The 13,417-nt window shown below is 66.8% G+C and carries 15 protein-coding genes; 8 read left to right on the top strand and 7 right to left on the bottom strand.

Annotated features, from left to right (window positions below; genetic code table 11):
- Positions 1-7: 7 nt before the first annotated feature.
- Genes modA through ACQY8M_RS08325 form a run of 6 tightly spaced genes read left to right on the top strand, consistent with a single transcriptional unit; the run spans position 8 to position 5,663 of the window.
- Complete coding sequence (gene modA / locus ACQY8M_RS08350; RefSeq protein ID WP_428670757.1) at positions 8-811, top strand: molybdate ABC transporter substrate-binding protein; 804 nt, start codon at positions 8-10, stop codon at positions 809-811.
- Positions 808-1,494 (top strand): molybdate ABC transporter permease subunit, encoded by a 687-nt coding sequence (gene modB / locus ACQY8M_RS08345; RefSeq protein WP_428670755.1) that lies wholly within the window; start codon positions 808-810, stop codon positions 1,492-1,494. The genes modA and modB overlap by 4 nt, the downstream gene beginning before the upstream one ends.
- Complete coding sequence (gene modC / locus ACQY8M_RS08340; RefSeq protein ID WP_428670753.1) at positions 1,491-2,549, top strand: molybdenum ABC transporter ATP-binding protein; 1,059 nt, start codon at positions 1,491-1,493, stop codon at positions 2,547-2,549. Before modB ends, modC begins: the two co-directional genes overlap by 4 nt.
- A 9-nt stretch (positions 2,550-2,558) precedes the next feature.
- Positions 2,559-2,909 (top strand): winged helix-turn-helix domain-containing protein, encoded by a 351-nt coding sequence (locus ACQY8M_RS08335; RefSeq protein ID WP_428670751.1) that lies wholly within the window; start codon positions 2,559-2,561, stop codon positions 2,907-2,909.
- A 30-nt stretch (positions 2,910-2,939) separates the two neighbouring features.
- Positions 2,940-4,019 carry a flavodoxin family protein gene (locus tag ACQY8M_RS08330; protein ID WP_428670749.1) on the top strand — a complete coding sequence of 360 codons (1,080 nt, stop codon included), beginning with the start codon at positions 2,940-2,942 and terminating at the stop codon, positions 4,017-4,019.
- 21 nt (positions 4,020-4,040) lie between these two features.
- The gene (locus ACQY8M_RS08325; RefSeq protein ID WP_428670747.1) at positions 4,041-5,663 is read left to right on the top strand and encodes an FMN-binding glutamate synthase family protein; all 1,623 of its coding nucleotides are present in this window, start codon (positions 4,041-4,043) and stop codon (positions 5,661-5,663) included.
- Positions 5,664-5,666: 3 nt separating this feature from the next.
- Here ACQY8M_RS08325 and ACQY8M_RS08320 read toward each other — a convergent pair whose 3' ends face one another.
- Complete coding sequence (locus ACQY8M_RS08320) at positions 5,667-6,734, bottom strand: hypothetical protein (protein WP_428670745.1); 1,068 nt, start codon at positions 6,732-6,734, stop codon at positions 5,667-5,669.
- A 110-nt stretch (positions 6,735-6,844) separates the two neighbouring features.
- Between ACQY8M_RS08320 and ACQY8M_RS08315 the strand changes: the two genes are divergently transcribed.
- Entirely contained in the window at positions 6,845-8,074 is a 1,230-nt protein-coding gene (locus ACQY8M_RS08315; RefSeq protein ID WP_428670743.1) for a PLP-dependent aminotransferase family protein, read from the top strand.
- A 77-nt stretch (positions 8,075-8,151) separates the two neighbouring features.
- On the opposite strand, the gene ACQY8M_RS08310 is transcribed toward ACQY8M_RS08315, so the two are convergent.
- The 6 genes from ACQY8M_RS08310 to ACQY8M_RS08285 are packed head-to-tail and all read right to left on the bottom strand — an operon-like array spanning position 8,152 to position 11,647.
- Complete coding sequence (locus ACQY8M_RS08310) at positions 8,152-8,571, bottom strand: VOC family protein (protein WP_428670741.1); 420 nt, start codon at positions 8,569-8,571, stop codon at positions 8,152-8,154.
- 14 nt (positions 8,572-8,585) lie between these two features.
- Positions 8,586-9,212, bottom strand: coding sequence for a glutathione S-transferase family protein (locus tag ACQY8M_RS08305; protein WP_428670739.1), 627 nt, complete (start codon positions 9,210-9,212; stop codon positions 8,586-8,588).
- Between the two features lie 14 nt (positions 9,213-9,226).
- A complete protein-coding gene (locus ACQY8M_RS08300; protein WP_428670737.1) occupies positions 9,227-10,423 on the bottom strand; it encodes a serine hydrolase domain-containing protein in 1,197 nt (398 codons plus the stop codon).
- Between the two features lie 3 nt (positions 10,424-10,426).
- Entirely contained in the window at positions 10,427-10,885 is a 459-nt protein-coding gene (locus tag ACQY8M_RS08295; RefSeq protein ID WP_428670735.1) for an SRPBCC family protein, read from the bottom strand.
- The gene (locus tag ACQY8M_RS08290; protein WP_428670733.1) at positions 10,882-11,508 is read right to left on the bottom strand and encodes a YceI family protein; all 627 of its coding nucleotides are present in this window, start codon (positions 11,506-11,508) and stop codon (positions 10,882-10,884) included. Before ACQY8M_RS08290 ends, ACQY8M_RS08295 begins: the two co-directional genes overlap by 4 nt.
- A gap of 1 nt (position 11,509) precedes the next feature.
- Complete coding sequence (locus ACQY8M_RS08285) at positions 11,510-11,647, bottom strand: hypothetical protein (RefSeq protein WP_428670731.1); 138 nt, start codon at positions 11,645-11,647, stop codon at positions 11,510-11,512.
- A 152-nt stretch (positions 11,648-11,799) separates the two neighbouring features.
- Between ACQY8M_RS08285 and ggt the strand changes: the two genes are divergently transcribed.
- The gene (ggt, locus tag ACQY8M_RS08280; RefSeq protein WP_428670729.1) at positions 11,800-13,407 is read left to right on the top strand and encodes a gamma-glutamyltransferase; all 1,608 of its coding nucleotides are present in this window, start codon (positions 11,800-11,802) and stop codon (positions 13,405-13,407) included.
- Positions 13,408-13,417 lie beyond the last annotated feature (10 nt).

The raw sequence follows: 13,417 nt of genomic DNA, 5'->3' as shown, positions 1-13,417 counted from the left end.
GCCGTGTATGGGTTTGTCGATGAAGCGCCGCGAATGGCTGGGTCTTGCCTTGGCGACGGCCGTGGTGCCGGCAGCGGCGGCACGGGCGCAGGCTCGCAGCCTTGTGGTCTTCGCCGCTGCCAGCCTCAAGAACGCGCTCGACGAAATTGCCAGCGGCTGGGCCAGGGACACCGGCAAGCCGATGCCCAGGATCTCCTACGCGGCGAGCTCGGCGCTCGCCAAGCAGATGGAGCAGGGCGCGCCGGCCGACCTGTTCATCTCGGCCGATCTCGACTGGATGGACTATGTCGCCAGGAAGGACCTGATCAAGGCCGATACCCGCGTGAACCTGCTCGGCAACAAGATCGTGCTGATCGCGCCCAGGGATTCGAAGGCCACGGTCGAGGTGAAGCAGGGCTTCGACCTCGCCAAGGTGCTGGCCGGCGGCAAGCTCGCCATGGCGAATGTCGATGCCGTGCCGGCCGGCAAGTACGGCAAGGCCGCGCTCGAGAAGCTCGGCGCCTGGGATGGCGTGAAAAGCAACGTTGCCCAGGCCGAGAATGTGCGCGCGGCGCTCGTGCTGGTGGCGCGGGGCGAAGCGGCCCTCGGCATCGTCTACGCAACCGATACTGCTGCGGAGCCGAACGTGAAGATCGTCGGCAGCTTTCCCGAGGATTCCCATCCGCCGATCATCTATCCGGCGGCGGTGACCAGGGAGGCGAAGTCCGCCGACGCCAGGCCGTTCCTGGACTACCTCAAGACGATCCAGGCGCGACCGGCCTTCGAGAAGCAGGGCTTCACGGTTCTGGTGAAATCCATCACCTCGGCATGACGGAGGAGGAATGGACGGCGGTCCGGCTCAGCCTGCTGGTCGCCGTCACCGCGACGGCGGCGAGCCTGCCCCCCGGCGTCGCCATCGCCTGGCTGCTGGCGCGCCGGCGGTTCTGGGGCAAAGGCCTGCTCGACACCGTCGTGCACCTGCCGCTGATCATGCCGCCGGTGGTGACCGGCTATCTGCTGCTGATCCTGTTCGGCCGGCGCGGCCCGATCGGCGCCTTCCTCGACCAGACGTTCGGCATCGTGTTGGCCTTCCGCTGGACCGGCGCGGCGCTCGCCTGCGCGGTCATGGGCTTTCCGCTGATGGTGCGCGCCATCCGACTTTCGATCGAGGCCGTCGACACGAAGCTGGAGAGCGCGGCGGGCACGCTGGGCGCCAACCCGATGTGGGTGTTTGCCACCATCACCCTGCCGCTCTGCCTGCCCGGCGTGATCGCCGGCGCGATCCTGTCCTTCGCCAAGGCGATGGGCGAATTCGGCGCCACCATCACCTTCGTGTCGAACATTCCGGGCGAGACGCAGACCCTGCCCTCGGCGATCTACACCCTCACGCAGATCCCAGGCGGCGACGCCGGCGCCTTGCGGTTGACCGCAGTGTCGATCGCGATCTCCATGGCTGCCCTCCTCGGCTCGGAACTCCTCGCTCGCCGCATCGGCGCCCGGCACCTGGCGGCATGAGCCTCGACATCGACATCGAGCACACGCGCGGCACCTTCCGGCTCGCCGCGCGCTTCACGTCGCAGCCGGGTGTGACGGCTCTGTTCGGCCGCTCGGGCTCGGGGAAGTCGAGCCTGGTCGACATCGTGGCCGGCCTGATCAAGCCCCAGCGCGGCAAGGTCGCGGTCGACGGACAGACGCTGGTCGACACCGCGCGCGGTGTGTTCGTCCCGAAGCACCGGCGCCGCATCGGCTACGTTTTTCAGGACAGCCGCCTCTTCCCCCATCTCACCGTGCGCCAGAACCTGCTCTATGGACGCTGGTTCTCGCGCGGCGATGGCGGCGCCGCAGGCGACTTCGGCTCGATCGTCGACCTGCTGGGCATCGCCGCCCTGACAGAGCGTAAGCCGGATTCGCTGTCGGGCGGCGAGAAGCAGCGGGTGGCGATCGGCCGCGCGCTGCTCGCCCATCCGCGCCTGCTGCTGATGGACGAGCCGCTCGCCTCGCTCGACGAGGCGCGGCGGGCGGAAATCCTTCCCTACATCGAGCGGCTGCGCGACGGGACGGGGGTACCGATTCTCTACGTCAGCCACTCCGTCGCCGAGGTGGCCCGGCTCGCGACCACGGTCGTCATCCTGAGCGAGGGCAAGGTCACCGCGGTCGGGCCGGTGCTCGACATCCTGCCGCTCGCCGACGCGAGCGACGGCGGCAGCGTGCTCGAAGCAGTCGTGGCCGGACACGACGAGAGGTTCCAGCTCACCGCGCTCACGTCGGCAGCCGGCGAGCTGCAGGTGCCGAAGCTCGCAGCCGCCGTCGGCGCAAGCGTACGCGCCTACATCCGCTCGCGCGACGTCATGCTCTCGCTGCAGCCGCCACAGGACATCAGCGCGCTGAATGTGCTGGCCGGCAAGGTCGTCGGGATTTCCGAGAGCGGCGCACAGGCCGATGTCCGACTCGACTGCAACGGCACCACTCTCATGGCCCGCCTGACCACAAAATCGGTTCAGCGCCTGGCGCTCGCCCCCGGGCGGCCGGTGTTCGCCGTGATCAAAAGTGTTTCCTTCGAGCGTAGCTAGGAGCCAACGATGCCTCGTCTCAGCATCCGCATCGATTTCGACGACGAGGGCCGGCTCGGCCCCGGCAAGGTCGCCCTGCTCGAGCAGATCGAAAACGAAGGCTCGATCTCCGCAGCGGGTCGAGCCATGAGCATGTCCTACAAGCGAGCCTGGGAGTTGGTGTCCGAGATCAACCGCACCTTCGAGGAGCCATTGGTCACTGCCCAGACCGGGGGCCGGGCGGGCGGCGGCGCCGTGCTGACCCCGCGCGGCCAGGAGCTCATCCGCCATTACCGCGCGATCGAGCGCAAGGCGCTGTCCGCGACCGCCACGCACCTCAAGGCCCTGCAGGCGATTTCCCGGAGCCCGCGCCGGGCCTAGGCGTTATCCTCCCCTGGCCAGGGAGGTCGTATGGCAAGAATAACCGTCCGCAAGGGCATGCCGAGCGTCCAGCTCGACAAGGCGCAATTCGCCGAACGACTGAAGCAGCGGTTCCAGGATCCGGCATTCGAGCCGCTGCAGGCCGAGATCGGCAAGATCGTCGACGCCGCCTGGGACGTGTACGACGACAGCCGAAAGGCACCTTACACGCGGCCAGCCGGGTCTGGTTACGCCGATCCCGCGTACGAGCTGTCGGTCGAGTGGCTGGCGCAGCGTGATGCGATCCATGAAGCCGAGCGGCGGCAGAAATCCCCCTCGTCGAAGTCGCGCATCCTGCTGATCGACGGCTCGCCGCGCAGCGACCAGACCTGTCCGGGCGAGATGTCCAAGAGCTTCCGGCTGATGGAGATCGCCGAAGAGGTGATCGCGCGCGAGCCCGATTTCGAGGTCGAGCGGCTCGACCTAAACCGGCTGACCTCGGAGTTCGGCCGCCACATCCATCCCTGCAAGGCCTGCGTGTCGACCGCGATGCCGCTCTGTCACTGGCCGTGCTCCTGCTACCCCAACCATTCGCTCGGCCAGACCAACGACTGGATGGGCGAGATCTATCCCATGTGGGCGGCCGCGCACGGCGTCATGATCGTGACACCGGTGCACTGGTATCAGGCACCAACTGTACTGAAGGCGATGATCGACCGCCTCGTGTGCGCCGACGGCGGCAATCCGGACCCGACTTCGACCTCGGGCAAGGACCCGGAGAAGGCCAAGGAGATCGAGATGAAGGGCTGGGATTTCCCGCGCCATCTCGCCGGCCGGGTATTCTCGGTCGTCGTGCATGGCGACTCTGCTGGAACCGAGAACCTGCGCCGCTCGCTGTCGGACTGGCTGGGCGACATGGGCCTGATCGGCGCGGGCCACGCCGCCGAGATCGACCGCTATATCGGCTACTACGAGCCGTATGCCGAAAGCCATCAGGCACTCGACGCCGACCGCGCATTTCAGGAGGAGACACGCAACGCCGCCCGTGCCTTGGTGGCGGCGGTCAAGCTGATGCGGAGCGGCCGTCTGCCGAAGCCCGATTCCGGGCTGCCTGATCCAAGACCGAAATAACGTCCTCCGGGGGGAGCGAAAATGTCCAGACTGTTCCTGATGTTCGAGATTCGATATCTGCCGTTCGTCATGGCGATCGTCCTGAGCGCGGCTTTCGCCGTGGCGCTGGCGCTGCATCCAAATCACATCTGGCTTTGGATCGGCTTCGGCATCGCCGTCTTCTTCCTCGCGGTCGGCCTGCGCGACCTCTGGCAGAAACCTAGCGCCGTTCTGCGCAACTATCCGATTGCCGCGCACCTGCGCTTCATCCTCGAATCGATCCGTCCGGAACTGCGGCAGTATTTCTTCGAGGACGAGAAAGACGGGCTGCCGTTCAGCCGCGACAAGCGCGCCATCGTCTACCAACGTGCCAAGCGCGTGCTCGACGTGCGTCCGTTCGGCACGACTTACAACGTCTATGAGCCGGGTTTCGAATGGATCAGCCATTCGATGTCGCCGACGGCGCCCAGCAAGGAGCCGTTCCGCGTCACCATCGGCGGACCGGATTGCACCAAGCCTTATTCGGCGTCGGTGTTCAACATCTCCGCCATGAGCTTCGGTTCGTTGTCGGCCAACGCGATACGCGCGCTGAACGGCGGCGCCAAGCTCGGCGGCTTCGCGCACGATACCGGCGAGGGCGGCTACAGTCCCTATCACCGGGAGGGCGGCGGCGACATCGTGTGGGAGATCGGCTCGGGCTATTTCGGCTGCCGCAATCCCGACGGCACCTTCTCGGCCGAGAAGTTCGCCGCGACCGCCTCCAACGAGCAGATCAAGATGGTCGAGCTTAAGATGAGCCAGGGCGCCAAGCCCGGCCATGGCGGTATGCTGCCCGCGCCCAAGGTCAGCGTCGAGATCTCGCTGACACGGGGCGTGCCGACCGGCCAGGACTGCATCTCACCCGCGCGCCATTCGGCCTTCTCGACTCCGATCGAGATGATGCAGTTCATCGCCGAAATGCGCCGCCTGTCAGGCGGCAAGCCGGCCGGATTCAAGCTTTGCGTCGGCCACGAATGGGAATTCCTGGCGATCTGCAAGGCGATGATCGAGACCGGCATCTATCCGGACTTCATCGTGGTCGACGGCAAGGAGGGCGGCACCGGCGCCGCGCCGCTCGAATTCATCGACCATCTCGGCAAGCCGATGCGCGAGGGCCTTTCCTTCGTGCACAACGCCCTGATCGGTATCGGCGCGCGTCAGCGCATCAGGCTCGGCGCCTCGGGCAAGATCATTTCGGGCTTCGACATTGCGCGCGCCATGGCACTCGGCGCCGACTGGTGCAACGCCGCCCGCGGCTTCATGTTCGCCGTCGGCTGCATCCAGTCGCTGAGCTGCCATACCGACAAATGCCCGACCGGGGTGGCGACCCAGGACCCGGACAGGCAGAAGGCGCTGGACGTCGAGGACAAGCTCCATCGCGTCGCCAACTTCCACACGGCGACGATCCACGCGCTGGCCGACCTCACTGCCGCTGCCGGACTCGATCATCCCAACCAGTTCCGGCTCGTTCACATCTCCCATCGGGTGTCGCGCAGCGACGTGGCGACCTTCGCCGATCTCTATCCGAGCCTGCGCGAGCGGGAACTGCTCGACGGCACGAACAATCCGCGTTGGCGGACTCCGTGGGATATGGCCGACGCCAGGTCGTTCCGCGCCAACGCCTGAGGGTCACCGCGGTCCGACGCCAAACAGGCCGGCGAAGGTTTCGCGCCCGATACGCACCGGCGGAGACGACGTGCCGCGCCGGAACCTCAGCGTCCAGGCCGAGAAGCCGGACATGAAAAAGCGCGGTTCGGCGCCCGCAACGGTATCGCCTTCGTCGGCACCTGTGCCGATTGCCTGCGGATACCAGCTGCCATCCTCGACGATCTGTAGCGGCGGTGACCAGCCGGCCGGATCGCCGGGATCGGCGTTGAAGGTGATGTAGACGCCGCGCTGCACGATGTCAGCATTGCCGTCCTGCGTGCGGTTCAGCAGCATGACGAACAGGTCGAGGGCGCGATTGTAGTGGACGGCCGGCCCCCAGTAGGCGGCCGGGTCTCGGTGACGCCAGCCGCGTGTCACGGCAAAGAGCGGCGTCGCCTCGTCGCCCTGCCACTTCCCGTCGCGCCAGAATTCGAGGCCGGCCGGCTGTTCGCGCGCGGCGACCCGGTAGCGCGCCACCGAGACGCCCTGCCAGCTTTCGTCGGGCAGGTAACAGGAATAGTGCAGGTAGAACCATTGCCCGGCGCGGTCCGGCACGACGCAGAAATCGCCGTAGCCGCCGGCCAGGAAGCCGTTGGCGAAGCTGCAGTCGGCTTCTGCCAGCGGACGGCGTAGGAGATCGCCGAGGAAACGCCAGCTCCGGCCGTCGTCGTGCGAGACAATGGCGCCAATATGCGGCAGGAAGAGCCGCCGGTCGCCGGGTGCCAATTCCTCGGCATGGTACCAGCCGAACAGGGGACCGTCGGGCGCCCGCCAGACCGACTGGATCCACTTGCCCATCTCCGGTGCAGGATCGTCGATGAACCGAACCGGCGACCAGGTGCCGTCGGGCCATCGGCCGGCTGACGCGCAGCGCAGCGTGTGGCCGCGCGGCTGGTAGTGCGACACGAAGGCCAGCGTGTTGCCGACCGTACGCAACAGCGGCGAATTCGAATCCGTGCGCCTGAGCGGCGGCACGTGAAGCTTGAGGGGTTCCGCCGGCACCAGGTCGACGACCCAAGGATCGCTGGGTAAGGGATCGCAGATCGACATGCCGCAGCATCGCCGCGGGCTGCTGATCGGCCATGATCTGAATCAAGTTGCCAAGACGGCGGACTTGCCCCAGCAATTACCCCACAAGGAAAAGCGTTCGAGGAAGCCCGATGACTGCACCGTTCGATGTCGCACCCCTGCTCGCGCCGGGCACACCCGCGCCCGCCGCCAAGTGGAACGGCTTCCCGAAGTACAATTTCGTCGGCGGCCATAACGATGCCGAGAACGTGCCCGTCGATGCGCTGATCGAGGCGGCGACCAGTGTGTTGCGGCGCGAGGGACCGACGCTGGCGACCTACGGGTTGAACAGCGGCCCGCTCGGCTACCGGCCGCTGCGCGAGTTCCTGTCGGCCAAGCTCAAGGGCCATGCCGGCATCGAGTGCTCGCCCGACGAGATCCTGGTCACTTCGGGCTCCCTGCAGGGACTAGACCTCGTCAACACGCTGCTGCTCGGCAAGGGCGACACGGTGTTGATCGAGAAGGAAACCTATGGCGGCGCGCTGACCCGGCTGGCCAAGTTCGGCGTCAATATCATCGGCATCCCGCTCGATTCGGACGGCATGCGCATGGATGCGCTGAAGGCCAAGCTCGAGGAGCTCAAAGCCAAGGGCATCAAGCCGAAGTACATCTACACCATCCCGACCGTGCAGAACCCGACCGGTTCGATCATGCCCGAGGCGCGGCGCAAGGAGCTGATCGCCATCGCCCGTGAATACGGCGTGATGATCTTCGAGGACGAATGCTACTCCGACCTCGTCTGGAACGGAGAGCGGCCGCGTTCGATCTACTCCCTCGCCGGCGGCGATGGCGTGATCTTCGTCGGCTCCTTCTCCAAGTCGATCGCTCCGGCCCTGCGGGTCGGCTACATCGTCGCCAAATGGGAGATCCTCGCCCGCATCCTCGGGCTGAAGCAGGACGCGGGCTCAGGCGCGCTCGAGCAGATGGTGCTGGCGGAGTTCTGTGCCAAGCACTTCGCCAGCCACGTGCCCAAGCTCAACAAGGCACTGAGCCATAAGCTGCAGGTGCTCCGCGAGGCGCTGGCCGAGCAGTTCGGCACCGCGGCCGAGTTCGGCGATCCGCCGGGCGGCATCTATCTCTGGATCAAGCTGCCCGACAACGTCGACACGGTGAAGCTGGGCCAGGCCGCGCTGGCCGCGGGCGTGTCGCTCAATCCCGGCCCCGAATGGTCGACTGACAAGGAATACGCCCGCAGCCGGCTGCGGCTTTGCTTCGCCAACCCGGACCCCGAAACCATCAAGAAGGGAGTCGAGGTCCTGGCCGAAGTCTGCCGACGCGAGTTCGGCGTGCCGCTGCGCAGCGCCAACATCGACAAGGCGTAGAGCACGACGCATCTCGCTTCCCTCTCCCGCGCGGCGGGGGAGGGAGGCTAAATGAAGTCAATTTCTGAGGTTCAGCCTCAGCCCATCGGCTTGGCGTTGATGACCATCCATGACATGCCGAACTTGTCCGCGACCATGCCGAAGCGGCTGGCAAAGAAGGTCTCGGCGAGCGGCATCTGAACCTGCCCGCCCTGTCCAAGCGCCGCGAAGAGCTTGTCGGCCTCGGCGTCGCTGGTGGCGTTGATGGTGAGGGTGACGCCCGAGAAGGTCGGCTTGCCGTCGCAATTGCCGTCGGACAGCAAGATCGACGAATCGCCGACCTTGATGCAGGCATGCATCACCTTGCCGTCGCTGCCCGGCGGCATCATCGACTTCTGGTCGGGCGGCATGTCCTTGAAATGCATCAGCATCTCGACCTTGGCGCCGATCGCGCCCTTGTAGAACTCGATCGCTTCTTCCGACTTGCCGCCGAAATACAGATAGGGCTGCACGTTCATTGTTTCTCCTCTGGCTAGGGTTGGGCAGGTGCATTGTCGCGAAACACCTGCATCTGTGCCTCGAGCGCTCGCCCGAAGGCGGGACGCGCCTCGCAGCGCTTCCGGTAGGCGTCGAGCACTGGGAAGCGCGCGAGCGTGCCGGAATCGACCAACTCGCGCAGCACTGCGGTCATCATCAGGTCGCCGGCAGTGAAGCGGCCCTCGAGATAGTCCTTGCCGTCGAGCCAGGCCGAGAGAGGTTCCAGCCGCCGGTTCAGCAGCGACTCGGCCTGCACCCTGCTCTCCTTGAAATGGATCAGCATCTGCGCGTAGGGCTCGATCGAGTTGAGCGCTGCGATCACCCACGCCGTGGTGCGCGCCCGCCCCGCCTCGTCGGCCGGAGCCAGCGCCTCCGACTTCGCTGCGATGTGCAGCACGATCGCGCCCGATTCGAACAGCTCAACCTCGCCATCCCGATAGGCCGGCACCTGGCCGAACGGCTGCCACTGCCGGTAGCCGGCAGACGCGCAGGCCTGCTGGTCGACGAGCGCCGCCTGGTAGGCCAGCGCCGCTTCCTCCAGCGCCCAGCGGACGCGCAGGTCGCGCACGTAACCTTGCGCAAACGGCGGAACCCAGCGGAAGGCGCTCACTTCGATCGACATGGCACGTTCCCCGGTCAGTCGTCGAAGGCCTGATAGGCCGAGGTCCAGAAATCGCGGAACACGCGCGGCGGCACCGGCGCGTCCATCATTCGCTGGGTCATCAGGATGCCGATCATGTCCTCGGCCGGATCGAGATGGGCCGAGGTGCCATAGCCGCCGTCCCAGCCGAAGCGGCCCGGCGTGGCGAAGATGTCGGTGCGCCGCGTCACCACCGCGCCGCCCATGCCCCAGCTCGCGCCATGGCCGAAGAACAGTTCGGCGCCCTGCTTCTGGGACTCGGTGAGCTGGTCGGAGGTCATCAGCGCGACTGTCGGCCGCGCGAGGATGCGCTCGCGCCCATGCACGCCATCATTCATCAGCATGCGATAGAAGGCGTGGAAGTCGTCGACCGTCGACACCAGCCCCGAGCCGCCCGCCGCGAACGGCGGCGGCTTGCTCCAGCGGCTGTTGGCGGCATCGTCGAAGAAGGCGAGCGCCTTCTTCTGCGGGTCCATCAGGTACGCGCTGGCGAGGCGATCGAGCTTGGCGGCCGGGACGTGGAAGCCGGTGTCGCGCATACCGAGGGGCGCGAACAGCCGTTCCTGCAGGAACGCCTCGAGCGACTGGCCGCTCGCCCGCGCGATCAGCACGCCGAGCACATCGGAGCCGGTGTGGTAGAGCCAGCGCTCGCCCGGCTGGTAGACCAGCGGCAAGGTGCCGAGCCGCTTCATGAATTCGTCGGCCGTGATGTCGAGCTGGAACGGGCCGGGCGCCAGCCCCAGGTCGGCCGCAGCCTTCTGGATCGGATGCCTGGCGGGCCACACCATCACCGCGCCCATGCCGAAGGTGAAGGTGAGCAGATCGCGCGTCGTGATCGGTCGCTTCGCCGGCACCGTGTCGTCGACCGCACTCTCGAGGCTCTTCAACACCTGACGGCTGGCAAGCTCGGGCAGAAAAGCGTCGACCGGATCGTCGAGGCGCAGCTTGCATTCCTCGACCAGCATCAGCGTTGCGGTGGCGATCACCGGCTTGGTCATCGAAGAGATGCGGAAGATCGTGTCGCGCCGCATCGGCACGCCGCCGAACGACTGCGTTCCGACCGCCTCGACCCAGGTCTCGCCGCACCGGCTGACCAGCGCGACGAGGCCCGGCATGTCGCCGGCGGCAACGTGCGCGGCCAGCGCAGGATGAAGACGCGTCAGGCGATCCCGGGAAAATCCGCCGCCGGCCATGGCTCAGTCCGCTGACGTGAACTGAACGAGCCGTTCCAACGCGCCGGTCCAGCCGCCGGTATGGCTGAGGCTCGCTGCACCGGACTGGAATGCCTCGTGGCGCAGGGTGAGCCGCGTCCGCCCGCCGAGATCCTCGAAGGTAACGGTCACCAGGGTTTCGGCATCGACCGTGCCGTCGGCATGCTCGGTGTTGTAGGTGAAGACCAGGCGCTCCGGCGACACGATCTCGCGATATTCGCCCCACTTGGCGATCACGCTGCCGTCGCGGCCGCGCATGCGCCGGTGCCAGCCGCCGCCCGGTCGCACGTCCATCTTGCACGAGACCAGGGTCCACTCCTGCGGCATCCACCAGCGTACCGCCTGCTCGGGATCGGTCCAGGCCGCGAAGACGCGCTCGCGCCGCGCCTTGAGATCGCGCGTCAGCTCGAGCGCGTGGTCGGCGGGCTGCAGCGCGACGTTCATGGCGCCCTCTCGAACTCGGCGTCGACGACGATCTCGATCGCGGGACCGAACAGCGCCGGCAATCCAAAATCCTGCGGTTTGATGGAGGCGACGGCGTGCACGCCCATCCGCGGCTTCTCGGCCCAACCCTTGCCGACGCCGACCAGCTCGACATCGAACGTCACTGGTTTGGTGACGCCCATCAGCGTGAACTGCCCGTCGACCTTGCCGTGCGTGTCGTCGGTGCGGTGGAAGGCCGTCGACACGAACGTCGCCTCGGGGAACTTCGCCGCCTTGAGGTAGTTGTCGCCCGCCAGCTCGTAGGCGAAGTCCTTGACGTTGGAGGTGATCGACTCGGTCCTCACCGCAACCGACAGCGTCGACTTCTCCGGCGCCGCCGGATCGAAGGTGAGCTTGCCGCTCGCCTGATTGAAGCGGAAGACGCTCCACGAGTAGCCGATGTGCGAGACCCGTGCGAGCACCGAGCAGTGGTCGGGGTCGATCGTATAGGTGCCGGCGCGCGCATCGGCGAGCGTCTTGCCGCCCATGAAGACGCCCGGCGGCAGCTCGGAGGAAGACTGCGCGGCGACGCCGCCGGAAATGGCAGCCAGCGCGAGACCGAGGAGAGCGATTCGTGTGATCATGTCACCTCTCTGCGATTGCCTTGAGATTCTGCAAGCCGACTTCGAAGTCCTCGCCGAGCATTGCCCAGGTGACGGTCGTGTTCGGGCCGCGAGGGTCGAAGGTGAATTCGGCGACATTGTGGGCTTTGAACGGCCTCATGAACCGCACGCCGATACGCCTTTTCGACGAGGTCGGTGACTCGAGAATCTCCATGCGGCACTGCGAGCCATCCAATGGTTAACTTATGAGTTAAGCGTTAAGCCGAGGCCTCCGACCTGTCAACCGCGCACGAAACGACTTAAGAACTTCTCATGACAGAGATACGTACGGGCCGTCCGGCCACGCTCGCGCCGAACGGCATGGTGACCTCTCCGCATTCGCTGGCGAGCGCCGCCGGCGTCGATGTGCTGCGCGCCGGCGGCTCGGCCGTCGACGCCGCGCTCGCCACGAGCGCCGCCTTGTCGGTGCTCTATCCGCACATGACCGGTATCGGCGGCGACGCCTTCTGGCTGATCCATGACGCGAAGGCGAACAAGGTCCGCTACATCGACGGCGGCGGCCGCGCCACGTCCGGCGGCACGATCGACGCTTTCACGGAGCGTGGCCTCACCGAGGTGCCTTATCGCGGCGTGCTGCCGGGAACGCTCACCGTGCCCGGTGCCGTCGCAAGCTGGACCGAGGCGCATGCTTCGTACGGTCGCCTGCCGCTGAAGCGTTGCCTCGACAGCGCGATCGGTTACGCGCGCGACGGCTTCCCGGTGACGGCGCGGCTCGCCACCTTCCGCAACATCGCGCGCCCTGAACTGGAGAAGAGCCCGGAAGCCGCGGCGATCTTCCTCCCGCGCGGACCGGTGCTCAGGAACCCGAACCTCGCGCGCACGCTCGAAGCGATCGCCAGCGACGGCTGGCACGGGTTCTACGACGGCGAGGTGGCGAAAGAGCTGGTGCGCTGGTCGCAGGCCAACCGCGGCTTTTTCACCGCAGGCGACCTCAAGGCGCAGCAGGCGCGTTGGGGCGAGCCGATCGTGGGCACCTATCGCGGCGTGACGATCTACGAGACGCCGCCGCCGACCCAGGGCTTCGCGGTGATCGAGATGCTGAACCTGCTCGAACCGCTCGACCTCCGCAGCAAGCCGTTCCTCGGGCCCGACTACGTGCACCTCATGATCCAGGCCAAGCAGCTCGCCTATCACGACCGCGACCGTCACATCGGCGACCCGCGCTTCAGCAACGTGCCGATCGAGCGTCTGATCTCGAAATCCTACGCCGACGAGCGCCGCCCCCTCATCGACCCGGCGCGAGCACTGCCGTGGGACAAGGTCCCGTCCTACGGCAGCCTTTCCGGCGACACGGTCTACATTGCCGCCGTCGACAAGGAAGGCAATGCGGTCTCGCTGATCCATTCGCTCTACGGCATCTTCGGGTCGGCCGTCGTTGCCGGAAGCACCGGCGTGGTTCTCCAGAATCGCTCGGCCTATTTCTCGCTCGACCCGAAGAGCCCGAACAAGGTCGAGCCGGGCAAGACGCCGCTGCACACCCTGATCGCCTCGCTCGCCTTCCGCGACAACAAGTTCTGGGCCGCGGTCGGCTGCATGGGCGCCGACGGCCAGCCGCAGATCCACCTGCAGACCTACGTCGCCATGATCGACCACGGCCGCGACATCCAGGAGGCGCTCGAAACGCCGCGCTTCCTGTCGGGCCGTTTCGGCCTGCTCGAAGCACGCGATACGTTGCACATGGAGGCCCGATTCCCGCCCGGCACGATCGACGCGCTCGAGCAGCGCGGCCACCTGGTCAACCGCTGGGGCGATTGGAGCGAGACCGCCGGCCACGCCCACGGCATCACCATCGACCCGGCGAGCGGGCTACGGATCGGCGGCTCCGATCCGCGCAGCGACGGGGCCGCGATCGGCTACTGAGGACCCACAG

Source organism: Reyranella sp. (genome assembly GCF_965279465.1).
In the GTDB taxonomy this organism is placed as follows: domain Bacteria; phylum Pseudomonadota; class Alphaproteobacteria; order Reyranellales; family Reyranellaceae; genus Reyranella.
This window is presented reverse-complemented; position numbering and strand designations above follow the sequence as displayed.

Coding starts and splice junctions, on each gene's coding strand:
- ACQY8M_RS08335 (WP_428670751.1), top strand. CDS start 2,559: ATGCCTCGTCTCAGCATCCGCATCGATTTCGACGACGAGGGCCGGCTC.
- ACQY8M_RS08285 (WP_428670731.1), bottom strand. CDS start 11,647: ATGAGGCCGTTCAAAGCCCACAATGTCGCCGAATTCACCTTCGACCCT.
- ACQY8M_RS08300 (WP_428670737.1), bottom strand. CDS start 10,423: ATGGCCGGCGGCGGATTTTCCCGGGATCGCCTGACGCGTCTTCATCCT.
- ggt (WP_428670729.1), top strand. CDS start 11,800: ATGACAGAGATACGTACGGGCCGTCCGGCCACGCTCGCGCCGAACGGC.
- modC (WP_428670753.1), top strand. CDS start 1,491: ATGAGCCTCGACATCGACATCGAGCACACGCGCGGCACCTTCCGGCTC.
- ACQY8M_RS08310 (WP_428670741.1), bottom strand. CDS start 8,571: ATGAACGTGCAGCCCTATCTGTATTTCGGCGGCAAGTCGGAAGAAGCG.
- ACQY8M_RS08290 (WP_428670733.1), bottom strand. CDS start 11,508: ATGATCACACGAATCGCTCTCCTCGGTCTCGCGCTGGCTGCCATTTCC.
- ACQY8M_RS08295 (WP_428670735.1), bottom strand. CDS start 10,885: ATGAACGTCGCGCTGCAGCCCGCCGACCACGCGCTCGAGCTGACGCGC.
- modB (WP_428670755.1), top strand. CDS start 808: ATGACGGAGGAGGAATGGACGGCGGTCCGGCTCAGCCTGCTGGTCGCC.
- ACQY8M_RS08325 (WP_428670747.1), top strand. CDS start 4,041: ATGTCCAGACTGTTCCTGATGTTCGAGATTCGATATCTGCCGTTCGTC.
- ACQY8M_RS08315 (WP_428670743.1), top strand. CDS start 6,845: ATGACTGCACCGTTCGATGTCGCACCCCTGCTCGCGCCGGGCACACCC.
- ACQY8M_RS08330 (WP_428670749.1), top strand. CDS start 2,940: ATGGCAAGAATAACCGTCCGCAAGGGCATGCCGAGCGTCCAGCTCGAC.
- ACQY8M_RS08320 (WP_428670745.1), bottom strand. CDS start 6,734: ATGTCGATCTGCGATCCCTTACCCAGCGATCCTTGGGTCGTCGACCTG.
- ACQY8M_RS08305 (WP_428670739.1), bottom strand. CDS start 9,212: ATGTCGATCGAAGTGAGCGCCTTCCGCTGGGTTCCGCCGTTTGCGCAA.
- modA (WP_428670757.1), top strand. CDS start 8: ATGGGTTTGTCGATGAAGCGCCGCGAATGGCTGGGTCTTGCCTTGGCG.